The 22818-nt window shown below is 71.3% G+C and carries 17 protein-coding genes; 9 read left to right on the top strand and 8 right to left on the bottom strand.

What is annotated here, in order from left to right:
- Window positions 1-2 precede the first annotated feature (2 nt).
- The 3 genes from ACFXPX_RS25730 to ACFXPX_RS25720 all read right to left on the bottom strand — a co-directional run bounded on the left by ACFXPX_RS25730 (window position 3) and on the right by ACFXPX_RS25720 (window position 4453).
- The gene (locus ACFXPX_RS25730; protein WP_380521157.1) at window positions 3-1583 is read right to left on the bottom strand and encodes an ABC transporter ATP-binding protein; all 1581 of its coding nucleotides are present in this window, start codon (window positions 1581-1583) and stop codon (window positions 3-5) included.
- Between the two features lie 304 nt (window positions 1584-1887).
- A complete protein-coding gene (locus ACFXPX_RS25725; RefSeq protein WP_375882277.1) occupies window positions 1888-2943 on the bottom strand; it encodes a BMP family protein in 1056 nt (351 codons plus the stop codon).
- A 256-nt stretch (window positions 2944-3199) separates the two neighbouring features.
- Complete coding sequence (locus ACFXPX_RS25720) at window positions 3200-4453, bottom strand: amidohydrolase (protein WP_380521158.1); 1254 nt, start codon at window positions 4451-4453, stop codon at window positions 3200-3202.
- Window positions 4454-4787: 334 nt separating this feature from the next.
- Between ACFXPX_RS25720 and ACFXPX_RS25715 the strand changes: the two genes are divergently transcribed.
- The 7 genes from ACFXPX_RS25715 to ACFXPX_RS25685 all read left to right on the top strand — a co-directional run bounded on the left by ACFXPX_RS25715 (window position 4788) and on the right by ACFXPX_RS25685 (window position 11785).
- Window positions 4788-5543, top strand: coding sequence for an SDR family oxidoreductase (locus tag ACFXPX_RS25715; protein WP_380643476.1), 756 nt, complete (start codon window positions 4788-4790; stop codon window positions 5541-5543).
- 78 nt (window positions 5544-5621) lie between these two features.
- A complete protein-coding gene (locus ACFXPX_RS25710) occupies window positions 5622-7271 on the top strand; it encodes an alpha/beta hydrolase (RefSeq protein ID WP_380521160.1) in 1650 nt (549 codons plus the stop codon).
- 119 nt (window positions 7272-7390) lie between these two features.
- Complete coding sequence (locus tag ACFXPX_RS25705; RefSeq protein WP_375882266.1) at window positions 7391-8041, top strand: 2-oxo-4-hydroxy-4-carboxy-5-ureidoimidazoline decarboxylase; 651 nt, start codon at window positions 7391-7393, stop codon at window positions 8039-8041.
- A 299-nt stretch (window positions 8042-8340) separates the two neighbouring features.
- On the top strand, window positions 8341-8721 hold the full coding sequence (sdhC, locus tag ACFXPX_RS25700; protein ID WP_033332398.1) for a succinate dehydrogenase, cytochrome b556 subunit: 381 nt from the start codon (window positions 8341-8343) through the stop codon (window positions 8719-8721).
- An 8-nt stretch (window positions 8722-8729) separates the two neighbouring features.
- Window positions 8730-9221, top strand: coding sequence for a succinate dehydrogenase, hydrophobic membrane anchor protein (sdhD, locus tag ACFXPX_RS25695; RefSeq protein ID WP_375882263.1), 492 nt, complete (start codon window positions 8730-8732; stop codon window positions 9219-9221).
- A 51-nt stretch (window positions 9222-9272) separates the two neighbouring features.
- On the top strand, window positions 9273-11015 hold the full coding sequence (gene sdhA / locus ACFXPX_RS25690; RefSeq protein WP_380521163.1) for a succinate dehydrogenase flavoprotein subunit: 1743 nt from the start codon (window positions 9273-9275) through the stop codon (window positions 11013-11015).
- A complete protein-coding gene (locus tag ACFXPX_RS25685) occupies window positions 11015-11785 on the top strand; it encodes a succinate dehydrogenase iron-sulfur subunit (RefSeq protein ID WP_375882257.1) in 771 nt (256 codons plus the stop codon). Before sdhA ends, ACFXPX_RS25685 begins: the two co-directional genes overlap by 1 nt.
- A 66-nt stretch (window positions 11786-11851) precedes the next feature.
- Here ACFXPX_RS25685 and ACFXPX_RS25680 read toward each other — a convergent pair whose 3' ends face one another.
- The 3 genes from ACFXPX_RS25680 to ACFXPX_RS25670 all read right to left on the bottom strand — a co-directional run bounded on the left by ACFXPX_RS25680 (window position 11852) and on the right by ACFXPX_RS25670 (window position 15596).
- Window positions 11852-13471, bottom strand: a complete 1620-nt coding sequence (locus ACFXPX_RS25680) for a hypothetical protein (protein ID WP_380592784.1) — start codon at window positions 13469-13471, stop codon at window positions 11852-11854.
- 166 nt (window positions 13472-13637) lie between these two features.
- The gene (locus ACFXPX_RS25675) at window positions 13638-15233 is read right to left on the bottom strand and encodes a hypothetical protein (RefSeq protein WP_380643474.1); all 1596 of its coding nucleotides are present in this window, start codon (window positions 15231-15233) and stop codon (window positions 13638-13640) included.
- A 99-nt stretch (window positions 15234-15332) separates the two neighbouring features.
- A complete protein-coding gene (locus ACFXPX_RS25670; RefSeq protein ID WP_380397302.1) occupies window positions 15333-15596 on the bottom strand; it encodes an SCO4848 family membrane protein in 264 nt (87 codons plus the stop codon).
- A 145-nt stretch (window positions 15597-15741) separates the two neighbouring features.
- Here ACFXPX_RS25670 and ACFXPX_RS25665 point away from each other — a divergent pair, with 145 nt between their 5' ends.
- Window positions 15742-16944: a D-alanyl-D-alanine carboxypeptidase family protein gene (locus ACFXPX_RS25665; protein WP_375882248.1), complete on the top strand. Its 1203-nt coding sequence runs from the start codon at window positions 15742-15744 to the stop codon at window positions 16942-16944.
- A gap of 28 nt (window positions 16945-16972) precedes the next feature.
- Here the strand turns inward: ACFXPX_RS25665 and ACFXPX_RS25660 are convergent, their stop codons facing one another.
- Both ACFXPX_RS25660 and ACFXPX_RS25655 read right to left on the bottom strand, forming a co-directional pair.
- The gene (locus tag ACFXPX_RS25660; protein ID WP_380521168.1) at window positions 16973-17920 is read right to left on the bottom strand and encodes a YihY/virulence factor BrkB family protein; all 948 of its coding nucleotides are present in this window, start codon (window positions 17918-17920) and stop codon (window positions 16973-16975) included.
- 66 nt (window positions 17921-17986) lie between these two features.
- The gene (locus ACFXPX_RS25655; protein ID WP_380521170.1) at window positions 17987-18985 is read right to left on the bottom strand and encodes a glycosyltransferase family 2 protein; all 999 of its coding nucleotides are present in this window, start codon (window positions 18983-18985) and stop codon (window positions 17987-17989) included.
- 133 nt (window positions 18986-19118) lie between these two features.
- On the opposite strand from ACFXPX_RS25655, the gene ACFXPX_RS25650 reads away from it, so the two are divergent.
- Window positions 19119-22691: a CDP-glycerol glycerophosphotransferase family protein gene (locus ACFXPX_RS25650; RefSeq protein ID WP_380521172.1), complete on the top strand. Its 3573-nt coding sequence runs from the start codon at window positions 19119-19121 to the stop codon at window positions 22689-22691.
- Window positions 22692-22818: the final 127 nt, after the last annotated feature.

Here is a 22818-nt window from a genome sequence, read left to right as displayed (position 1 = left end):
GGTTACTCCCCCGCCTGCGGGTCGTCGGCGGTGTCGGTGTGCGGGTGCTCGGCCGCGGCCTCGGTGCCCTCGGCGGCGACGGCCTGCGCCTCGGCGACGGCCTCCGGCTCGGACTCGATGTGGCCGGCGGCGGCACCGGTCATCGCGGTGCCGAGGTCCTCGGCGGTGACGGTGGCCGGGTCGGCGTCGGCGACCAGGCGGCCGCGGTAGATGACCCGGATGGTGTCGGAGAGGCCGATCAGCTCGTCCAGGTCCGCCGAGATCAGCAGGACGGCCAGGCCCTCCCGCTGGGCGACCCGGATGTGCTCCCAGATCTGCGCCTGCGCACCGACGTCCACACCGCGAGTGGGGTGGGCGGCGATCAGCAGCTTCGGCTGGTGGCTCATCTCGCGGCCGATGATCAGCTTCTGCTGGTTGCCGCCGGAGAGCGAGGCCGCGGTGACCTCGATGCCGGGGGTACGGACGTCGTACTCCCGGACGATCCGCGCGGTGTCCTCGCGGGCGGCGGCCGGCTTGAGCAGCACACCGCTGGAGTTGGGTGCCTCGGTGACGTGGCCGAGGATCCGGTTCTCCCAGAGCGGGGCCTCCAGCAGCAGGCCGTGCTTGTGGCGGTCCTCGGGGATGTAGCCGATGCCGGCCTCGCGGCGGGCCCGGGTCTGGGTGCCGGAGAGGTCCTTGCCGTCCAGGGTGACGGTGCCGCCGTCCAGCGGCAGCATGCCCATGATGGCCTCGACGAGTTCGGCCTGGCCGTTGCCCTCGACACCCGCGATGCCGAGGATCTCGCCCTTGTGGATGCGCAGCGAGATGTCGTCCAGGACGACGCGCTCGATGCCCTCGGCGTCGGTCTTGGCGATCCTCAGGCCCTCGACCTTGAGCATCTCGGTGGTGGTGACGGTCGACTCGCGGCTCTCCGGGGAGGGCAGCTCGGCGCCGACCATCAGCTCGGCCAGCTGGCGGGCGGTCACGGCCTTCGGGTCGGCGTCGCCGACCGTGGTGCCGCGCCGGATGACGCTGATCGCGTCGGCGACCGCGAGCACCTCGTGCAGCTTGTGCGAGATGAAGATGACGGTGACGCCCTCGGCCTTGAGCTCGCGCAGGTTGTCGAACAGCGCGTCGACCTCCTGCGGGACGAGCACGGCCGTCGGCTCGTCGAGGATCAGGATCTTGGCGCCGCGGTACAGCACCTTGAGGATCTCGACGCGCTGGCGGTCGGCGACGCCGAGGTCCTCGACCAGGGCGTCCGGGCGCACGCCCAGGCCGTACTGGTCGGAGATCTCCTTGATCCTCGCCTTCGCCTTGGCACCGATGCCGTGGAGCTTCTCGCCGCCGAGGACGACGTTCTCCAGCACGGTGAGGTTGTCGGCCAGCATGAAGTGCTGGTGCACCATGCCGATGCCGCGCGCGATGGCGTCACCGGGGGTGTTGAACTCGCACAGCTCGCCGTTGATCGCGATGGTGCCCTCGTCCGGCTTCTGCATGCCGTAGAGGATCTTCATCAGCGTCGACTTGCCGGCGCCGTTCTCGCCCATGAGGGCGTGCACCGTGCCGGTGCGGACGGTGAGGTTGATGTCGTGGTTGGCCACGACACCGGGGAAGCGCTTGGTGATGCCGCGCAGTTCGACGGCCGGGGTCGCCGTCCCCGCGCTGGGGGTTCCGTCCTTGCGCAGGGGGACGGGGTCTGATGCGGTGATGGCGGTCTCCTGGTGGTCTGGAGGCGCGTCGTTGCGCTCGGAGGGCCAAGGGGGGACAGGGGGGAAACGTGGAGACGGAACGGGGCCCGGGGGTGCGCGTCGAGCGCACCCTGCCGGGCCCCTCCCGTTGATCGAGTCGATCGTCACGCTGCCGGGCAGGCGGCAGCGTCAGGTCGCGTCCCGGGACGCGCCGGCCTCAGGAGGTCGGCGCGGTCGGGATGGTGGTCGCGCCGCTGGTGATGGCGTCGCTGGCGGCCTTGAGCTTGTCCTGGATGTCGTCGATCTTGCCGCCGGTGGTGGCGAGCGAGACACCGTTGGCCTTGAGGTCGAAGAGCTTGATGCCGGTGAACGGCGTGCCCTTCTTGACCGAGTCGATGTACGCGAACACCGCGTTGTCGACGTTCTTGACCATCGAGGTCAGGATGCTGTTCTTGAACTTCGCCAGGGCCGGCTGGTTGGCCTGGTCGGAGTCGACGCCGATGGCCCACTTGCCCGCGTTGGCGACGGCCTCGATGGAGCCGTTGCCGGAGGAGCCGGCGGCGGCGTAGATGACGTCCGCGCCCTTGTCGAGCTGGCCCTGCGCGGCCTCCTTGCCCTTGTCGGGCGAGTTGAAGCCGGTGAAGTCCGGGGGGGTGGTCAGGTAGGTGGTCTCGACCTGGATGCTCGGGTCGACGGACTTGGCACCCGCCTTGTAACCGGCCTCGAACTTCTTGATCAGCTCGGACTGCACACCGCCGATGAAGCCGATGTGGTGGGCCTTCGACTTGCTCGCGGCGGCGACGCCGGCGAGGTACGAACCCTCCTGCTCGGCGAAGAGCAGCGAGGTGACGTTGGACGGCTGGTCCTTGTCGTTCGAGTCGATGATCGCGAACTTGACGTTCGGGTTGTCCTTGGCGACCTTGTTGACCGCCGGCTGGTAGACGAAGCCGACCGCGATGATGGTCTTGTAGCCGGCGTCGACCAGGTTCTTGAGGCGGGTCTCCTTGTCGGCCTCGGCCTCGCCCGACTTGGCCTCGGCCTCGGTCACGGAGACGCCCAGGTCGGCCTTGGCCTTGTCGAGACCGCGCGCGGCGGAGTCGTTGAAGGACTGGTCACCGCGGCCGCCGATGTCGTAGGCCATGCCGACCTTGAGAGCGTCGGAAGACCCGGCGGAGGCGTTGGTGTCATTGCTCTTTGCGCCGCAAGCGGCGAGCGAGGCCATGCCCAGGGAACCCGAGAGCACAACCGCGGCGAGCTTCATTGAACGGCGCAAGGGAGTTTCTCCTTCTCACACGCACCCGATTAGCGTGGTCGGACGCCACCGTAACGCGCGTAGAACACGGTTGGGTTACGGGCTGCCGGAGCATTCGGGTTGTTATCAAACCGTGGTCTGACGGCCGTCCCCGAGCCCTTTTCCCGTGCGCGGACGGTGAATCCGAGACTTGGTCCGGCCCAGTCTACGGAACCGTTTCGAAACCCCGGATCTCGACAACGTGCTCACGCGTCGCCCGCAAACCCCCTTGAAACGGTCAGATCCGGTCATCCTCCAGGGCCAGCGCCGCGAACAGCTCCACACCCACGCCGATCGCCCGCTCGTCCACGTCGAACCGGCCCTGGTGCAGGTCACGGACGGTGGTGTCGCCGGGGGCCCGGACGCCCAGCCGGGCCAGCGCGCCCGGGGCGTGCTCCAGGTACCAGGAGAAGTCCTCGCCGCCCAGGCTCTGTTCGGTGCCCTCCACCACCTCGGCGCCGTCCCCGCCGAACCGGGCGGTCATCGTCTCCTCCAGCCGCGCGACCGAGACCGCCTCGTTGACCACCGGCGGCACCCCGCGGTGGTAGTCCAGGGTCCACTTGGCCCGGTAGGTCTCGGCGAGCTTGGCGATCAGCTCGTGCAGCAGGTCCGGCGCCTCGCGCCAGCCGTCCAGCTCCAGGCAGCGGACGGTGCCCTCCAGTTCGGCGTGCTGCGGGATGACGTTGGGCGCGGAACCGGAGGCGATCCGGCCCCAGACCAGGCTGACGCCCCAGCGCGGGTCCATCCGGCGGGCCAGGGCGGCCGGCAGGTCCGCGGCCATCCGGGCGATCGCGGTCACCAGATCGGTGGTCAGGTGCGGACGGGCGGTGTGCCCGCCGGGGCCGTCCAGGTGCAGCACCAGGCGGTCGCAGGCCGAGGTGATCGCGCCGACCCGCAGGGCGATCCGGCCCACCTCCACCTTGGGGTCGCAGTGCACCGCGAAGATCCGGCCGACGCCGTCCATCCCGCCCGCCTTGATGACGTCCAGCGCCCCGCCGGGCATGACCTCCTCGGCCGGCTGGAACACCAGCCGGACCGGGCGGCGCAGCTCGCCCGAGCGCAGTGCCCCGGCCAGCACCAGCCCGGTGCCGAGCACCACCGAGGTGTGCACGTCGTGGCCGCAGGCGTGGGCCCGGCCGGGGACGGTCGAGCGGTACGGCACGTCGGTCTTGGCGTCGTCGATCGGCAGCGCGTCGATGTCGGCGCGGAAGGCCAGGAACTCGGTGCCCGGAGCGGTGCCGGCCGGGACGAGGTCGACCAGCAGCCCGGTGCCGCCGGGCAGCACCCGCGGCTCCAGGCCCGCCGCGACCAGCCGGTCGCGCAGCAGGTTGGTGGTGCGGAACTCCTGGCGGCCGAGCTCCGGGTGCCGGTGCAGATCACGGCGGAAGGCGATCAGCTCGGGCTCCAGCCTCCGCACCCGGGCGCGCAGTTCGGCGGCGGGGCGTGCGACGGCGGGAGTGACGCCCGGCTGAGCGGGCTCAGGACGGTTCATCTCCCCAAGAGTAGGCCCGTTGGGGGGATTTGGCCCGACTTCCGGAAAACTAGTCCCCGGATGGGCGCATACCGGCCTGACAGGTGGGTATGACATCTCGTTTCAGCCGCCTTCCCCGGGTTGCTTGCCCTGTGCAACGATCACCCTGGCCGGCGGTCACGGCCGCCACCGGCTTGACGGCCGGGCCCCCTGACGGCCGCTCAGCGGGCCCGTTCTGCGGCCGCTCCCCCGTCGTACGCCCGGCGCCCGGCTGACGGGCCGGACCGGAGCGCTCGCTCCGCGCACCCGGTTGAGATGATCGGACGAACGACCGGATGAGCCCCAGGGAGTGGCAATGACCGAGCAGAAGGTGGCCGTGGTCACCGGTGCCAGCAGCGGAATCGGCGCGGCGACCGCCCGCCGGCTGGCCGCCGAGGGCTTCGAGGTGGTGCTGACCGCACGCCGGACCGAGCGGATCGAGGCGCTGGCCAAGGAGATCGCCGAGCGGGGCGGCGCGGCCAGGGCGCTCACGCTGGACGTCACCGACCGGGCCGCCGTGGACGCCTTCGCGGCCGAGGTCGGCCGGGTGGACGTCCTGGTGAACAACGCGGGCGGCGCGATCGGCGCGGAGAGCGTCGAGCACGGCGACCCGGCCGACTGGCGGGCCATGTACGAGGTGAACGTGCTCGGGGTGCTGCACGTGACCCAGGCACTGCTGCCCGCCCTGCGCGCCACCGGCGACGGCACCGTGCTGGTGCTCTCCTCGACCGCCGCGCTGACCGCGTACGAGGGCGGCGGCGGGTACGTCGCGGCCAAGCACGCCGCCCACACCATCGCGGCGACGCTGCGGCTGGAGCTGTGCGGGGAGCCGATCCGGGTGATCGAGATCGCGCCCGGGATGGTGAAGTCCGAGGGCTTCGCCGTCACCCGCTTCCGCGGTGACGAGGAGAAGGCCGCCGCCGTGTACGCGGGCGTGGCCGAGCCGCTGACCTCGGAGGACATCGCGGACACCGTGGCCTGGGCGGTCACCCGGCCCTCGCACGTGAACATCGACCTGCTGGTGGTCCGCCCGCGGGCGCAGGCCGCCAACCACAAGGTCCACCGCGGCTGACCGGCCCCTCCCCCGGCGGGCGGCCCGACGACACCCCCTGATCGAACACGTGTCGTACACGAGTGGTACACACGTGCGATGACGATCTTCCGGGCCGCCCGCCCACGGGTGCTGCTGACCGCCTTGGCGGCAGGCACCCTCCTGCTCACCGCCGCCTGCGACAACACCGTGACGACGGCCCAGGACAAGGCCTCCGGCACCACCGCGCCCGCCGCCGGCAGCCCGACGACGGCCCCGACGCCCACCCCCGGGCCCAAGGGCGAGGCCGACCCGGCGCTCAAGGCCTTCTACGGCCAGCAGATCACCTGGGCGGACTGCCCGGCCGACCCCAAGGCCGACAAGGCGAAGATCGACACCTCCGGCATGCAGTGCGGCAAGCTGCACGTCCCGCTCGACTACGCGAACCCCGCCACCGACGCGATCGACCTCGCCCTGATCAAGTACGCGGCGGCCGACCGGGGCAAGCGGGTCGGCTCACTGATGGTCAACCCCGGCGGCCCCGGCGCCTCCGGCGTCGAGATGGTCAAGTACGGCGCCAAGGACTTCGACGGCACCCTGCACGACCGCTTCGACGTGATCGGCTTCGACCCGCGCGGCACCGGCGACAGCGCGCCCGTGGTCTGCTACGACGACAAGCAGCTCGACGCCGCCAACCAGGAGGACGCGCCGGACGACCCCGCCGAGCGCAGGGCCGCCCACGTCAAGCAGTCCACCGACCACGCCACCGCCTGCCAGGCCAGGTCCGGCAAGCTGCTGCCCTTCGTCGGCACCCGCAACACCGCCCGCGACCTGGACGTGCTGCGCGCCGCCGTCGGCGACCGGAAGCTCAACTACCTCGGCATCTCCTACGGCACCTACCTCGGCGCCCTGTACGCCGAGGAGTTCCCGCAGAACACCGGCCGGCTGGTCCTGGACGGCGCCGTCGACCCGGCCCAGGACACCCTGGACCACGGCGTCGACCAGCAGGTCGGCTTCGAGAAGTCCTTCGAACGCTTCGCCGCCGACTGCGTGGACAACCACCCCGACGAGTGCCCGCTCGGCACGGACCGGACCAAGGCCGCCAAGAAGGCCGCCGACTTCCTGGACGGCCTCCACGACCACCCGCTGACCACCAAGGACGGCCGCAAGCTCGGCCGCGACATGGCCTGGACCGGCGTCATCTCGCTGCTGTACGGCGACGAGAAGACCTCCTGGCAGTACCTGCGGGCCAGCCTCGGCTGGGCGATGAAGCGCGACAAGGGCGACTACCTGCTGGCCTTCGCCGACGACTACAACGGCCGCGACGAGAACGGCCACTACAGCCCGATGGACGAGGCCAACAGCGCGATCAGCTGCGCCGACGCGGCCCGCCCCGCGCCGACCCCCGAGCACGCCCGGCAGGCCGTCGAACGGCTGCGGGCCGAGGCGCCGCTGCTCTCCAAGGACGTCACGGTGGACGACTACACCGAGCCCGGCTGCGCCTACTGGCCGTTCAAGACCCAGGAGAAGCCGCACACCATCCGCGCCGAGGGCGCCGCCCCGATCCTGGTGGTCGGCACCACCGGGGACCCGGCCACCCCGTACTCCTCCGCCCAGAAGCTGGCCCAGGGCTTCGCCAGGGCCACCCTGCTCACCCGGGTGGGCGAGGGCCACGGCGCCTTCGGCAAGGGCAGCGCCTGCACCGACCTCGCCATGGCCGCCTACCTGACCGACGGCACCATGCCGGCCGAGGGCACCCGCTGCGGCTGAGCCGCTAGCAGATCCGTACGGGCAGGGCGCTGACGAGAAGGTGTCAACGTCACAACTTGATAGCTCGTCCGGATGAATTCCGCGCGCGCCCTCCCCAACTGATGAGCGCTCAACTACCTTTGAGGAGCTGCCAGAACGGCGCCGCGCGCCCCCTCCGCAGCCCCATACTCCACCTGCTCCACCACCCCACACCAGCCGCTTCCCGCCCTCACGAGGAGGACCCGCTGGCCAGCGACATCCCGTCACAGCGGCCCGACGTCCGCAGCGAGCCGACCCTCCTCGGCCTGCACCGCTTCAACGAGGCGGACGCCGGCGCTGCCGAGGAGGCCCTGCTGGCCTGCTGCGGCAGCCACCGCTGGGCCCTGCGCCTCACCGCCCACCGCCCCTACCCCGACATAGAGTCCCTGCTGGCCGCCGCCAGCGAGGCCTCCTACGACCTGCGCCCGGCGGACCTCGCCGAGGCCCTGGCCGACGAGAGCTGGATGCCGCAGCCGCTGCTCGGCATGCGCGCCCCCGGCAGCCAGGCCGCGCACACCGCGCTGCGGGCCGCCCACGCCGCCTACGAGGCCCGGTTCGGCCACGTCTTCGTGGTCTGCCTGGACGGCGTCGACCCGGAGGAGATGCTCGACGCCGTGCTCTCCTCCATCCGCACCCGGCTGGCCAACGACCCGGACGAGGAGCGGCTGACCGCGGCGGACGAGCTCCGGCGGATCGCCCTCACCCGACTGGAGCACCTGGTCGCCACCCACTCCGAGGCCGGAGCGCGCTGAGCCACCGCCCCCGGCGCGCCACGCCGGGGGCGGTGCGGCCGGACCCGATTTCATCCCCCCGGGTGAATCCGATCGCCGCCCGTCACCGCGAAGCCCCAGGCTAGTCACTCAGCGTGACCGAAGTGGCCCGGGTTCCCTCCGCACTAGGCCAGAAGTGCCTGATTGATCACACCTGGGTACCCCGGAGGCGGTTCCCGACGAGGCGTCGATAGGATGCTGGCGGCCGGTGGACCGTACCCGGCCGGGCTGACCGACACCGAAGCCGGCCGAGCCCCCAATCGCTTCCGGAGGGTTTTTCCGTGCCGGCTGGAACGCTGTACCGCGGCCGGGAAGGCATGTGGAGCTGGGTGGCTCATCGAGTCACCGGCGTCCTCATCTTCTTCTTCCTGTTCGCCCACGTCCTGGACACCGCCCTCGTGCGAGTGTCGCCGGAGTCCTACGACACCGTCATTCAGACGTACAAGACTCCGCTCGTGAACCTGATGGAGTACGGCCTGGTGGCCGCCATCCTGTTCCACGCGCTCAACGGCCTGCGCGTCGTCGCGGTGGACTTCTGGTCCAAGGGCCCGAAGTACCAGAAGCAGATGCTGTGGACCGTCGTCGGGGTCTGGGTCGTCCTGATGGCCGGCTCCTTCTACGGCATCCTGCAGCACACGCTGATCTCCTGGTTCGGGAAGTGAGCTGACTGATGTCCACGGACTACTCCGACGCGATCGTCGTCCCCTCCAAGCAGGCGCACACCGGCAAGGGCCTCGGCACGGGCAACCCCGCCGACGCCTTCGTCATCGAGCCGCCGCGCAAGCGGACCGGGAAGACCCCGCGCCGCACCCGCACCAACTTCGAGATGCTGGCCTGGCTCTTCATGCGCCTGTCCGGTGTCGTCCTGGTCGTGCTGATCCTCGGCCACCTGCTGATCATGCTGGTCCTGGACGGTGGCGTCTCCAAGATCGGGTTCGCCTTCGTCGCCGGTCGCTGGGCCTCGCCGTTCTGGCAGGGCTGGGACCTCCTGATGCTCTGGCTCGCCATGCTGCACGGCGCCAACGGCATGCGTCAGGTCATCAACGACTACGCCGAGAAGGACTCGACCCGGCTCTGGCTCAAGGGGCTCATGGGTACCGCCACGGTCTTCACCGTGCTGCTGGGCACCCTGGTGATCTTCACCTTCGACCCCAACATCTGAGCCGCGAGCACCATCGACCATCGGCAGAGGCCAGAGGCGAGTTAACCCCCCATGCAGATTCACCAGTACGACACCGTCATCGTCGGCGCCGGCGGCGCCGGCATGCGCGCGGCCATCGAGTCGACGCAGCGCAGCCGCACCGCCGTCCTGACCAAGCTCTACCCGACCCGGTCCCACACCGGCGCGGCCCAGGGCGGCATGTGCGCCGCCCTGGCCAACGTCGAGGAGGACAACTGGGAGTGGCACACCTTCGACACGGTCAAGGGCGGTGACTACCTGGTCGACCAGGACGCCGCCGAGATCATGTGCAAGGAGGCCATCGACGCCGTCCTCGACCTGGAGAAGATGGGCCTGCCCTTCTCCCGCACCGAGCAGGGCCGGATCGACCAGCGCCGCTTCGGCGGTCACTCCCGCAACCACGGCGAGGCCCCGGTCCGCCGCTCGTGCTACGCGGCCGACCGCACCGGCCACATGATCCTCCAGACGCTGTTCCAGAACTGCGTCAAGCACGGCGTCGAGTTCTTCAACGAGTTCTACGTCCTCGACCTGCTGATCAACGAGGGCAAGACGGCCGGCGTCGTCGCCTACGAGCTGGCCACCGGCGAGATCCACGTCTTCCAGGCCAAGTCGGTCGTGTTCGCCTCCGGCGGCACCGGCAAGTTCTTCAAGGTCTCCTCCAACGCCCACACCCTCACCGGTGACGGCCAGGCCGTGGCCTACCGCCGCGGCCTGCCGCTGGAGGACATGGAGTTCTTCCAGTTCCACCCGACGGGCATCTGGCGCATGGGCATCCTGCTCACCGAGGGCGCCCGCGGCGAGGGCGGCATCCTGCGCAACAAGGACGGCGAGCGCTTCATGGAGCGCTACGCCCCCGTCATGAAGGACCTCGCGTCCCGTGACGTCTGCTCCCGCGCGATCTACACCGAGATCCGCGAAGGCCGCGGCTGCGGTCCGGACGGCGACCACGTCTACCTGGACCTGACCCACCTGCCGCCGGAGCAGCTGGACGCCAAGCTCCCGGACATCACCGAGTTCGCGCGCACCTACCTCGGCATCGAGCCCTACACGGACCCGATCCCGATCCAGCCCACCGCGCACTACGCCATGGGCGGCATCCCGACCAACGTCGAGGGTGAGGTCCTGCGCAACAACACCGACGTCGTCCCGGGCCTGTACGCGGCCGGCGAGGTCGCCTGCGTGTCCGTGCACGGCGCCAACCGCCTCGGCACCAACTCGCTGCTGGACATCAACGTGTTCGGCCGTCGCGCGGGCATCGCCGCCGCCGACTACGCCAACGCGAACGAGTTCGTCCCGCTCCCGGAGGACCCGGAGGCGCTGGTCCAGGGCATGGTCGACAGGCTCCGCGAGTCGACCGGCACCGAGTCCGTGGCGCAGATCCGCAAGGAGCTGCAGGAGACCATGGACGCCAACGCGATGGTCTACCGCACCGGCGCCACCCTCAAGCAGGCCGTCGAGGACATCGCCGCCCTGCGGGAGCGCTACAAGCACGTCTCCATCCAGGACAAGGGCTTCCGGTACAACACGGACCTCCTGGAGGCCATCGAGCTGGGCAACCTGCTCGACCTGGCCGAGGTGCTGGCCGTCTCCGCGCTGGCCCGTGAGGAGTCCCGCGGCGGTCACTACCGCGAGGACTTCCCGACCCGTGACGACGTGAAGTTCATGCAGCACACCATGGCGTACCAGGAGGTCGCCGCCGACGGCAGCACCTCCATCCGCCTCGACTACAAGCCGGTCGTCACGACCCGCTACCAGCCGATGGAGCGTAAGTACTGATGAGCACTCCGACTGTGGAGCACTCGGCCGCTCTGGACGCGGTCGAGGCCGGTGGCGTACAGCTGATCACCGTCACCTTCCGGATCCGCCGGTTCAACCCGGAGGAGCACCCGGACCCGGTGTGGGTCGACTACCAGCTGACCCTGGACCCGAAGGAGCGCGTCCTGGACGCGCTCAACAAGATCAAGTGGGAGCAGGACGGCACCCTCACCTACCGCCGTTCCTGCGCGCACGGCATCTGCGGCTCCGACGCCATGCGGATCAACGGCCGCAACCGGCTGGCGTGCAAGACCCTGATCAAGGACGTCGACCCGGAGAAGCCGATCACGATCGAGGCCATCAAGGGCCTGACGGTCCTCAAGGACCTGGTCGTGGACATGGACCCGTTCTTCCAGGCGTACAAGGACGTCATGCCGTTCCTCATCACCAAGGGGAACGACCCGACCCGCGAGCGCCTGCAGTCCGCCGAGGACCGCGAGCGCTTCGACGACACCACCAAGTGCATCCTGTGCGCCGCGTGCACGTCGTCCTGCCCGGTGTTCTGGAACGACGGCCAGTACTTCGGCCCGGCCGCCATCGTCAACGCGCACCGCTTCATCTTCGACTCGCGCGACGAGGGTGCCGAGCAGCGCCTGGAGATCCTCAACGACCGTGAGGGCGTGTGGCGTTGCCGCACCACCTTCAACTGCTCCGAGGCCTGCCCGCGCGGCATCGAGGTCACCAAGGCGATCCAGGAAGTGAAGCGGGCGCTGGTCACCCGCCGCTTCTGATCCCCGCCCGACACCCACGGAGGCCCCCGTCCGATCCTTCCGATCGGACGGGGGCCTCCGTGTTCCTCACTTCAGCGCACCGGCACCGGAGGGGTCGCTCCAGCCGCTGTAGTACACCAGGTGCCGGTCGGCCGTGACGGCCCACAGGTCCGGCTTGCCGTCACCGTCCACGTCGCCCGAGCTGCCGAGCGTCGGGTACTTGTCGACGGTGAAGCCGCTCGCGACGACGCCCGCCTTCGGGTCGGCGAGGGCGGAGAAGTCGAAGGTGCCGTCGGCCTTCTTCACGATCGGGTAGGCGTGCAGCTCCCCGGTGGCCCGGTCACGCGCCCAGAGGGCGAGGTTGCCGGCCGCGTCCGGGCCCGGGGCGACCAGGTCGTAGCCCGCCCAGGCGCCGTCGGTGGTGAGCTGGCGGGCGGTCCGCAGCCGGTAGGAGAAGCCGGGGTTGGCGAACAGCCAGAGGTTGCCGTCCTCCACGGTCATCAGGGAGGAGACCATCCGGCTGTCCAGGGAGCCGATCAGGGCGATCTGGTCGGCCTTGTGCCAGTCGGTGGCGAAGCCGGCCGGGCAGGCGGCGGCCGTTCCGGCGGGGTTCTGGCAGGCGGACGGCCGGGAGATCGCCGACGGGTACCCGGTGAACGAGGCGTAGTCCTGGTTGCTGTAGAAGTACAGCGCCGGCGAGCCGCTCGGGTGCATCAGCAGGTCGTCCATCGGCGCGTGCATGTTGGCGTCCCAACCGCGGTGCGCCACCTGGACGTTGGACCAGGAGGTCTGGTTCGGGGACTGGACGGCCCGGATCACCGCGGACGGCGTGGTGTCACCCGAGCCGCTGCTGATGATCTGCAGGTTGCCCGCTGCGTCCGGCAGCAGGACGTCCGGGACGCCGTCCCCGTCGACGTCGCCGGGCGCCTTGGGCGGGTTGGGGTTCGACGGGGCGTAGAAGGTGTAGCCCGCCCCGCCGACGTTGCCCGCGTCGTCGATCACCTGGACGTTGAGGGTGTTGGTGCCCCAGTTCAGGACCCGCAGGCTGACGGTCGCCGTGCCGTCGTCCTCCGGGACGACGGCGTCGGGCGAGTCGCAGCCACCGACGCCGAGGTTGCCCCAGCCGTAGCGGATGCAGGCGATCCCGGAGGACTCGCCGCCGGCCGGCACCGGGTCGGTGGTCCTGACCACGAAGGTGCCGACCTGGCCCGCGAACTTGGGGGCGGTGCCGCTCGCCGGGAAGTCGGTCGAGGAGACCGTGGCGGTCGGGCTGGTGGTGTCCACCGTGAAGTGGCAGTCCGCCGACGGGGCGGAGACCTGGGCGCCCTGGAGGGCCCAGGCGTGCCAGGCGTAGCTGTGGCCGTCCAGCAGACCGGGGACGGTGAGGCCCGCCTGCGGGGCCCCGTTGGCCTGGGCCTCACCGGTGAACACCGGGTCCTCGGCGCCGGTGGTCACGTCCCAGACCCCGAACCGGGCGCCGGTGCCGGCGACCTTGACGTTGAGCGCCGGCCCGTTGACGCTCCGGCCGATCCAGGCCGGGTCGCCCGCCGGGCCGCAGGCCCCGAGGTGCTGGGCGTCGACGCCCTGGCTGGTCCCCAGGACGGCCGGCCCGGCATCGGCCACCGCCACCGTCGGCGTGGCCAGCAGCCCGGCGGCCACGGTCGCCGCGGCGACCCCGCCGAATCTGCGCAGGTGCACGTGCTTCATCGAAATTCCCCCCACCCATCGTGCTCGGCGCGTCCGGTACGCGCGTACGAGCGGAGAGGATCTTGCCAGCGGAGAACCACCGGCGGCAACGGGGATTCCGACCGGTGGCCCGCCCACGGCACGGAGGCCCCGCCCGAGTTGATCGGGCAGGGCCTCCGTCGGCGGATCAGTTCAGCGGGCCGAGGTCGTTGGCATCGGTCCAGCCGCTGTACATCACCAGGTGCCGGTCGGCCGTGACGGCCCACAGGTCCGGCTTGCCGTCACCGTCGGCGTCGCCCGAGCTGCCGAGGGTCGGGTACGCGGCCACGGTGAAGCCGGTGGCGACGACGTCCGCCTTCGGATCGGCGAGGGCGGAGAAGTCGAAGGTGCCGTCGGCCTTCTTCGGGACCGGGTAGGCGTGCAGCTCGCCGGTGGCCCGGTCACGCGCCCAGAGGGCGAGGTTGCCGGCCGCGTCCGGGCCCGGGGCGACCAGGTCGTAGCCGCTCCAGGCACCGGAGGTGGTGAGCTTGGTGATCTTGTCGAAACCGGAGGTGGCCCCGGCGAGCAGCCAGAGGTTCCCGCTCTCCAGCGTCAGGAGTGACGGCGAGGTGCCGCCGGCCACCGGGCCGAAGGCGACGATCTGGTCGGTCTTGGACCAGTCGGCGGCGAAGCCGGCCGGGCAGGGCTGCGGCTCGAACGGGTCGCCGCACACGCGGTCGCCCGAACGGTCGAAGCCCTTGGTCATGCCTCCGTAGTCCCAGTTCCGGTAGACGGTCAGGGAGGCGTCGCCCGGCTTGTGGATGAACAGGTCGTCCGAGGACGGCGCGTGGTAGTCCCACCCCCGGTGGGCGACCTGGTAGGGCGCCCAACTCTGCCCGGAGGGAGCGCGGTTGGCCGCGATGACGGCGTTCGGCGTCGTGTCGGTCGCGTTGACGCCGATGTACTGCAGGTTGCCCTGGGCGTCGGGGAGCAGGATGTCCGCGACACCGTCCCCGTCCACGTCGCCGAGGGTCTTCGGCGCGCTGGGGTTCGACGGGGCGTAGAAGGTGTAGGTCGTCCGGCCGACGTTGCCCGCGTTGTCGATCACGTTGACGACGAGGTTGTTGCTGCCCCACTGCAGGACCTTGAGGTCGATCTTCGCCGTACCGTCGGCATCCGGCTCGACGGCCTCCGGCGAGTTGCAGTCGGTCCCGGCGTACATCCAGGCGTACCGGAAGCACGCGATTCCGGAGGCCTCACCGCCCGCGGGGACCGCATCGGCGCCCTTGAGGACGAAAGTCCCCTTCTGCCCCGCGTACTTCGTGGCGGTGCCGCTCGCCGGGAAGTCGGTCGAGGAGACCGTGACGGTCGGGGCGGTGGCGTCCACGGTGAAGTGGCAGTCCGCCGAGGGGGCGGAGGCCTGGGCGCCCTGGAGGGCCCAGGCGTGCCAGGCGTAGCTGTGCCCGTCCAGCAGGCCGGGCACGCTGAGACCGGCCTGCGGGGTTCCGTAGGTCTGGGCCTCACCGGTGAACACCGGGTCCTCCGCACCCGTGGTCACGTCCCAGACGCTGAACCGGGCACCGGTACCGGTGACCTTGGCGACGAGGTCGGTGCCGGTCCCGCTCCGGCCGATCCAGGCCGGATCCGTGGTCGGACCGCAGGCCGCGGTGATCCGGTCCGCGCCCTGGGCGGTACCGACGACGGCCGGCGCGGAGTCGGCCGAGGCCGCCGGCCCGGTGAGCAGGCCGGCGGCGAGAGCCGCCACGACGACCCCGCCGAGTCTGCGGGCACGCGAAAATGTCATGAAGGTTCCCCACCCCTTGTGTTCGGCGCGTCCGGTGCGCGCGCGAGAACGGTGAGGATCCTGCCAGCGGGCACTGACAGCGGCGACGGGGATTCGGGGTCAGTCCGTGGCCGTGGCCGGGGTGCGGCGGGTGGCGCGGAGGCCGCGGAGGCCGATGGTGCCGACGGCGATGCCGAGGAGGAAGGAGGTGACGGCGAGGAGCAGGTGGATCCAGAAGAAGGCGGTGGGCTGGGAGTGGTCGCCGTTCACGAAGGCCTGGTTGCCGGAGTCCTTCCACAGGTTCTTGACGAAGGTGGTCCAGATGATCATCGACCAGACGCCGAAGGCGGTCAGGAACCAGGAGGTGCGGCGGCTGAGCTTCATGGGGTGGTCCTCGGCGGGGGTGCGGTGGCGGCGGGGTGCCTCCCCAGTATGCGCGGGCCGCCGATCGGCGTAGGGCGGGCCCCTCCTGCGGAGGACCGGTCCGGTGTGGCGGACGTCGGCGCTCCGCAGTGGGTACGGTCAGCTGGTGTCCACACCCCGTCACACCTTCGCGCAGTTGTGCGCCGCGGTCACCGCGGCCCTCCCGGTCCTGCTCGCCGCGCCCGCGGCGGTCGCGGCTCCGCAGGCGCCGCCCCCGCCGTCCGCGATCGGCGGTGAGCGGCTGGGGCTGCCCGGGGTCCAGGTCAATCCGCTGACGGGGGCGCCGGCCCTGCCGACGGACCTCACCGGCCAGTCCTGGATAGTCTCCGACGCCACGTCGGGGGACGTGCTGGCGGCCTACAACCCGCATCTCAGGCTGCCCCCCGCGAGCACCTTGAAGATCCTCTTCGCGGACACCGTGCTGCCCAAGTTCGACCGCAACGCGGTGCACCGGGTCGCCGACGAGGAGATCCAGAACATCGGCGCCGGCAGCAGCCTGGTCGGCATCAAGGAGAACCTGGACTACCGGGTCGAGGACCTGTGGCGCGGGGTGTTCCTGAGTTCGGGCAACGACGCCGTGCACGTCCTGGCCCACATGAACGGCGGTATCCAGCCGACCGTCAACGAGATGCAGGCCCGGGCCGAGGCCCTCCAGGCGCGGGACACCAAGGTGATCTCCCCGGACGGCTACGACATGGACGGCCAGCTGTCCTCGGCCTACGACCTGTCGCTGTTCGCCCGCTCCGGCCTGCGCAACCCGGACTTCCGCGGGTACTGCGCGACCCGGGACGCGATGTTCCCGGGCGCCGTCGACAAGAACACCGGCCAGCGCGGCAGCTTCGGGATCGCCAACACCGACCGGCTGCTGGGCAAGTACCCCGGGCTGATCGGGGTGAAGAACGGCACCACCACCAACGCCGGTTCGACCTTCGTCGGCGCCGCCGAGCGGAACGGGCGGACCCTGCTGGTGACGGTGATGCACCCGGCCAGCTACCAGAAGGTGTACGACGAGACGGCCGAGCTGCTGGACTGGGGCTTCGCCGCGGCGGGCAAGGTGCAGCCGGTCGGCCGGCTGGTCGACGAGCAGCAGGCCGGCGGCGAGGAGCCGACCGGTCAGGCGGGTGGCGCCGCCGGTGCCCCCGCGCCGCCGCCGCACCCCTCCCCCACCGCGGGCCGGGCCGCCGCCGGACCGGCCGGGGACGACGGGCCGGGCCCGGGCACCTGGACGGCCGTGCTGGTCGGGGCCGTGGTCGCGGCGGGCGCCGTGGTGGCCCTCCGGCGCCGGGCGTCGGGCCGCGCCGGGGACTGAGCCGCGGTCCGACGCCCCGGTCCCGGCCTCAGGTCCGGGGCCGGGGCGTCGCCGTGGGCGTGGTGTCCTTCGCCTCGGCCTCGTCGGCCGCGGCCAGCAGCGCCCGGCCGTGCTCCCTGGTCCGCTCCCGGGCCGCCGCCGGGTCGGCGGTGGCCGTCCAGGCCACGCAGTACATCAGCAGCCGGCTCACGAAGTTGATCCACAGCAGCAGCGCCACCGGGGTGGCGAAGGCCCCGTACAGGCTCCGCCCGGCGACCGAGCCGAGGTAGGAGGAGAGCAGCAGTTTCAGCAGCTCGAAGCCGACCGCGCCGATCAGGGCGCCGGTCAGCAGGTCGCGGCGGCGCTGGTCGGTGATCCCGGGGAAGGGCGCCAGCAGGTAGGCGAAGAGCAGCATGTCGCACGCTATGGCGATCAGCACGCCGACCCCGGTCAGCAGGTAGCCGCTGCCCAGGCCGATCGCGTCGGCGATCCGCCCGGCGAGCGTGGTGCCGGCGGCGGAGGCGGCCACCGAGAACAGCGACACCAGGCCGAGGCCGGCCAGCACCAGGACGTCCCAGGCCTTGCGCAGCACCGGGTTGCCGTCCTCCTCGGGCAGCTGCCAGAGGTCCCTGATCGAGGTGCGCATGGTGTCCACCCAGCCGAGGCCGGAGACCAGCAGCAGGGCGCCGCTGACCAGCCCGAGGGTGCCCGCGTTCGCCACCAGGGACGGCAGGTTGAGCGAGTCCGACAGGCCGGGCAGCTGGTCGGAGATGTGGTGCTGGAGGTCGTCCACCTGACTGCCGTTCAGCGTGGCGACGGCGATCGCCAGGCCGACCGTGAGCAGCGGGAACAGGGCCAGGAAGCCGAAGAAGGTGACGGCTCCGGCCAGCCGGTTGCCGCGGGCGGCGGAGAAGTACTCGTACACCCGGTAGGGGCGGCTGCGCAGCACCCGGGCCACGAGCGGGCCCAGGACCGGAAGGCGGGTCAGGAAGTCCACCCGACCGGTTATACCTGCCCGTCCCCCGAACGGCCGTCAGGCGCGGGTCGGATCCGGGGGACGGGCTTACCGGTTGACGAGCCGTCGGGCCTTCGCCAGGGCGCGGACGGCCTGGTACGCGGCGTACCGCCCGTGGCCGAGCAGTTCGGTGCGCACGCCGTCCACGCCGGGCGGCGGGCGGTAGCCGGCCGGGCGCAGCCGGGCGCAGTGCGCGGCGGAGCGGCGGAAGTACTCGCGGCGGTCGCCGGGCGGGATCCGGCCGGGCTTGGCGACCACGGTGTTGAGGTGGTTGAGCATCTTGCCGAAGACCACCGGGCGCCACCGGTCCAGGTCGGGACGGCGGTCCAGGAAGGCGAAGACCAGGTCGTACTGGGCGAAGACGTCGAAGTGCTTGCGGCTGGCGGTGGCCAGGATGTTGCCGCCCTCCTGGCGCTGGCGGTAGTGCACGCCGACCCGGTCGAGCAGGGTGATGCTGGCGGCGGCGAGCAGCGCCGGGTACGTCCAGGGGGTGTCCTCGTAGTAGCCGGCCGGGAACTCCAGCCGCTGCTCGGTGACGAACCCGCGGCGGTAGGCCTTGTTCCAGACGACCTGGAGCAGGTCGAGCAGGTCGGGGCGGGCGGCGAGGTCGAAGACGTCCGGGGAGTCGGCGCCGAAGACGTGGCCGGCGGCGGCGCGGGTGGTCCGGCCGTCGGCGTAGGTGCGGGCGTAGTCGTAGACCAGGACGTCCGGGTCGCCGGTGGCGGCGAGGCGGTCCTCGACGGCGGCCAGCAGGCCGGGGGTGAGGGTGTCGTCGCTGTCGAGGAAGAGCACGTAGTCGCCGGTGGCGACCTCCAGCCCGGCGTTGCGGGCCCGGCCCAGGCCGACGTTCTCCGGCAGGTGCAGCACCCGGACCCGGGGGTCGGCGGCCGCGGCCTCGTCCAGCATCGCGCCGCAGCCGTCCGGCGAGCGGTCGTCCACCGCGATCAGTTCGAAGTCCGGTCCGCCCTGGCCGAGGACCGATTCGAGGCACTCGGCGAGGTAGTCCTGGACCTGGTACACGGGGACGATGACGCTGAAGCGGGGCACGGGGGCCAGCGTAGTGGGCCCGAGGGGGTCCGGGCCCCGGAGGTAGGATCGGGGGGCACGTACGCACCGATCCAAGTGCGGCCAGACCCCCTGCGGGCTGCCACGCTCCTCCCGAGAAAGGCCTGCGTAGCCGATGGCTCCCCGCCTCTCCATCGTCGTTCCGATCTACAACGTCGAGCGTTATCTCGTCGAATGCCTCGACTCGATCGCCGCCCAGACCTTCACGGACTTCGAGTGCGTCATGGTCGACGACGGTTCGAAGGACGGCAGTGCGGCGCTCGCCGATGCGTACGCAGCGAAGGACTCGCGGTTCCGGCTGGTCCGGCAGGTCAACAAGGGCCTCGGCGCGGCCCGCAACACCGGCATCCGGCACATCGACCCGGACTCCGAGTTCCTGTGCTTCGTGGACAGCGACGACTCGATGCCGCCGAGCGCGTACGAGCTGATGATCAACACGCTGGACGAGACCGGCTCGGACTTCTGCACCGGCAACGTGCTGCGGTTCCGCGCGGTGGGCTACTACCAGTCCGGCGGGCACTCCAAGCCGTTCAAGGAGACCCGGCTCAAGACCCACATCACCGAGCTCCCGGCGCTGGTCACCGACCGCACCGCGTGGAACAAGGTGTACCGCCGCTCCTTCTTCGACGCCGCCGACCTGCTCTACCCCGAGGGCATCCTGTACGAGGACGCGCCGGTCAGCGTGCCGCACCACTACCTCGCCAAGAGCGTGGACGTGCTCTCCGAGCCGATCTACCACTGGCGCGAGCGCGAGGTCGGCGAGATGTCGATCACCCAGATGCGCACCAACCCGAAGGGCCTGGTCGACCGGGTCGCCTCGGTCGAGCTGGTCCGCGCCTGGTTGAAGAAGCAGACCGAGCCGCGCTTCGCCGAGTACCTGCGCTCCTACGACGAGAACACCCTCGTCGAGGAGATCCCGATGTTCTTCTGGTCCGTCGTGGACGGCGACAAGGAGTACCGGGACGCCTACGTCCAGAGCGTCAGCCGACTGCTCCGCTCGATCGGCCAGGAGCAGGTCCGCAAGCTGCGCGCGCCGCTGCGGCTCAAGTACCACCTGACCCTGCAGAACCGGGTCGACGAACTGGTCGAGCAGATCAAGTACGAGGGCGAGAGCGGCGGCGGCGTGCAGGCCCGCGGCCTGCTGCGGCCGTACGCGGACTACCCGTTCCTGCGCGGCGGGCGCAAGAGCGTCCCGTCCGGGGTGCTCAAGCTGGACAACTCGCTGGTCATGCGCAGCCGGCTGTACGGCAGCGCCTGGGTCGGCGGGAAGCTGGAGCTGACCGGGCACGCCTACCCGGAGCAGCTGGGCGCGGCGAACAAGCACGACATGGTGCGCACCCTGGTACTGCGCGAGGCCAAGGGCCGCCGGGCGATCGCGGTGCCGATGAAGACCCAGTACAGCCCCGAGGCCACCGCGAGCTGCAACCACGACCTGTACAACTGCGACTGGTCCGGCTTCTCCGTCGCCGTCGACCCGAAGAAGCTCAAGCACCGCGGCCAGTGGAAGGACGGCCACTGGCGCGTCCTGGTGGCCGGCGCGGGCAAGGGCGGGATCTACAAGGGCCGGATCTCGGCCGGCTGGAGCGACAGCGCCGCGTCGATCCCGCAGCACTGGGTCGAGCCGGACGTGCGGATCGTGCCGTGGGTCCGGGACGGCTTCGTCTACCTCCAGGTGGAGACCGTCAAGGCCCGGGTGACCGGCCTGGCCGCGCACGGCGGCCGGATCGAGGTCTCCGGTGCCGCCCGTTCCGGGGCGAGCTTCGCCGGGGCCCGACTGCGGCTCACCCACCTCGAGTCGGACCGCGAGCTGACCTTCCCGGTGGAGCTGGGCACCCCGGCCGGCACCCTGCAGCCGTTCACCTCCTCGGTCGAGGTCGCCGAGCTGACCGCCGTCCGCGAGGCCTGGGCCGAGCTGGACCCGGTGGCCGCCGAGCGCGTCCGCGACCGCTGGAAGACCGCGCTGCTGCTGGCCGACGACAGCGTCCTCCCGCTGGTCTGGGACGACCGCAACGCGCCCGAGCAGCTGCACGTCCCGCTGGACCCGCAGGCGCCGGTCGAGCTGCGCCGGGCGATCTACACCAAGCCCTCCCCTAGCGGCCACCTCCAGCTCTCCGACCAGCTGCTGCAGCCGATCGTGGACGAGGTGTCGGCGCGCGGCGCCGACGGCTTCCTGCTGAGCGGCTCCTTCCCGCAGCCCGGCGCGCACCGCTGGGAGCTGGTGGTCCGCCACCACTGGCGCGAGGAGGAGCACGTCTACCCGGTGGAGATCTCGGACGGCCGGTTCCGCACCGCGCTGCCCGCCGTCCCGACCGCCACCTTCGCCGGCCGGGTGCCGCTCGCCCAGGGCACCTGGAACGTCTTCTTCCGTCCGGTCGGCGTGCCGGCCTCGGCCCTGCCGGACAGCCACGTGCAGATCTCGCCGGACTGCTTCGGCGCCCTGCCGGTGGAGGTGGAGTCCCGCGGCAAGCGGATCGCGCTGGAGCGCCGCTACCACGACGGCCTGTCGCTGGAGTCGTACTCGGCGCTGCTGCCCGAGGAGCGGTCCGGCTTCCGCCAGCGCCGGCTGCGCACCACCGACTACCCGGCCGCCCGCCGCCTGCCGGTGCGCGACACGGTGCTCTACAACGCCGGGCACGGCAGCGCCTACGCCGACTCCCCGCGGGCGATCCACGAGGAGCTGGTCCGCCGCGGCCTGCCGCTGGAGCACCTGTGGGGCAGCGACGACATGCAGACCGAGCTGCCGCGCACCGCGCAGCCGATCCGGCTGTGGAGCCCGGAGTGGTTCGAGGCGCTGGCGACCGCCAAGTACATCGTCACCAGCACCCACCTGCCCGACTTCTTCGTCCGCCGCCCCGGCCAGGTGGTCCTGCAGACCCGGATGGGCAGCCCGCTCAAGCAGGTCGGCCTCGACTTCGAGAAGGTCTGGTTCACCGACTCGAACTACCTCAAGGGCCTGAGCCGCGAGGTGCCGAACTGGAGCCTGCTGGTGGCCGGCAACAGCTGGTCCGCCCCGGTGCTGCGGCGCGCCTTCGACTACCAGGGCGAGATCCTGGAGAGCGGGGCGCCCCGGAACGACCTGCTGTTCGCGGCCGACCGGGAGAAGACCGCCGAGCAGGTCCGCGAGCGGCTCGGCCTGCCCGAGGGCAAGAAGGTCGTGCTGTACGCGCCGACCTGGCGCGAGGACCGGCGCCGGCCGAACGGCGGCTACCAGATCGACCTGCGGATCGACCTGGAGGCGGCCAAGGCCGCGCTGGGCGACGACCAGGTGCTGCTGGTGCGCCGGCACAACATGATGTGCGGCCAGATCCCGGGCGCCGGCAACGGCTACATCTGGGACGTCGGCAGCTACCCCGACATGGCGGAGCTGCTGCTGATCGCCGACGTGCTGGTCACCGACTACTCGTCGAGCGTCTTCGACTTCGCCACCACCGGGAAGCCGGTGCTGTTCTTCACCCACGACCTGGAGCACTACCGCGACAACCTGCGCGGTTTCAGCCTGAACTTCGAGGCCGAGGCCCCGGGCCCGCTGCTGGCCACCTCCGAGGCGCTGGTCGACGCGCTCGGACGGGTGGACGCGGTGGCGGCCGAGTACGCGGACAAGGCGGCCGCGTTCCGTGAGGCGTACTGCGACCTGGACGACGGCAAGGCCTCCGTCCGGGTGGTCGACGCGATGCTCCGCAAGGAGTAGTCACCGGTCATGACAGCGGGGCGGCCCCGGGGGGTGACCCCGGGGGGGCCCCGGGGGTGATGGGTTTAGCCCGCGCAAAAAAGAGGGGTTTAAGGACATTTGGAAAACAAAAAACCATTTTATGAAA

Source organism: Kitasatospora sp. NPDC059146 (genome assembly GCF_042786665.1).
Lineage (GTDB): Bacteria > Actinomycetota > Actinomycetes > Streptomycetales > Streptomycetaceae > Kitasatospora.
Note: the sequence above shows the minus strand (reverse complement) of the source record. Positions and strands in the feature narration are given on the sequence as shown.

Bases quoted from the DNA above. Each gene is read 5' to 3' on its own strand.
- sdhA (WP_380521163.1), top strand. From the start codon at position 9,273: ATGCAGATTCACCAGTACGACACCGTCATCGTCGGCGCCGGCGGCGCC.
- ACFXPX_RS25675 (WP_380643474.1), bottom strand. From the start codon at position 15,233: ATGACATTTTCGCGTGCCCGCAGACTCGGCGGGGTCGTCGTGGCGGCT.
- sdhD (WP_375882263.1), top strand. From the start codon at position 8,730: ATGTCCACGGACTACTCCGACGCGATCGTCGTCCCCTCCAAGCAGGCG.
- ACFXPX_RS25685 (WP_375882257.1), top strand. From the start codon at position 11,015: ATGAGCACTCCGACTGTGGAGCACTCGGCCGCTCTGGACGCGGTCGAG.
- ACFXPX_RS25710 (WP_380521160.1), top strand. From the start codon at position 5,622: ATGACGATCTTCCGGGCCGCCCGCCCACGGGTGCTGCTGACCGCCTTG.
- ACFXPX_RS25650 (WP_380521172.1), top strand. From the start codon at position 19,119: ATGGCTCCCCGCCTCTCCATCGTCGTTCCGATCTACAACGTCGAGCGT.
- ACFXPX_RS25720 (WP_380521158.1), bottom strand. From the start codon at position 4,453: ATGAACCGTCCTGAGCCCGCTCAGCCGGGCGTCACTCCCGCCGTCGCA.
- ACFXPX_RS25680 (WP_380592784.1), bottom strand. From the start codon at position 13,471: ATGAAGCACGTGCACCTGCGCAGATTCGGCGGGGTCGCCGCGGCGACC.
- ACFXPX_RS25670 (WP_380397302.1), bottom strand. From the start codon at position 15,596: ATGAAGCTCAGCCGCCGCACCTCCTGGTTCCTGACCGCCTTCGGCGTC.
- ACFXPX_RS25715 (WP_380643476.1), top strand. From the start codon at position 4,788: ATGACCGAGCAGAAGGTGGCCGTGGTCACCGGTGCCAGCAGCGGAATC.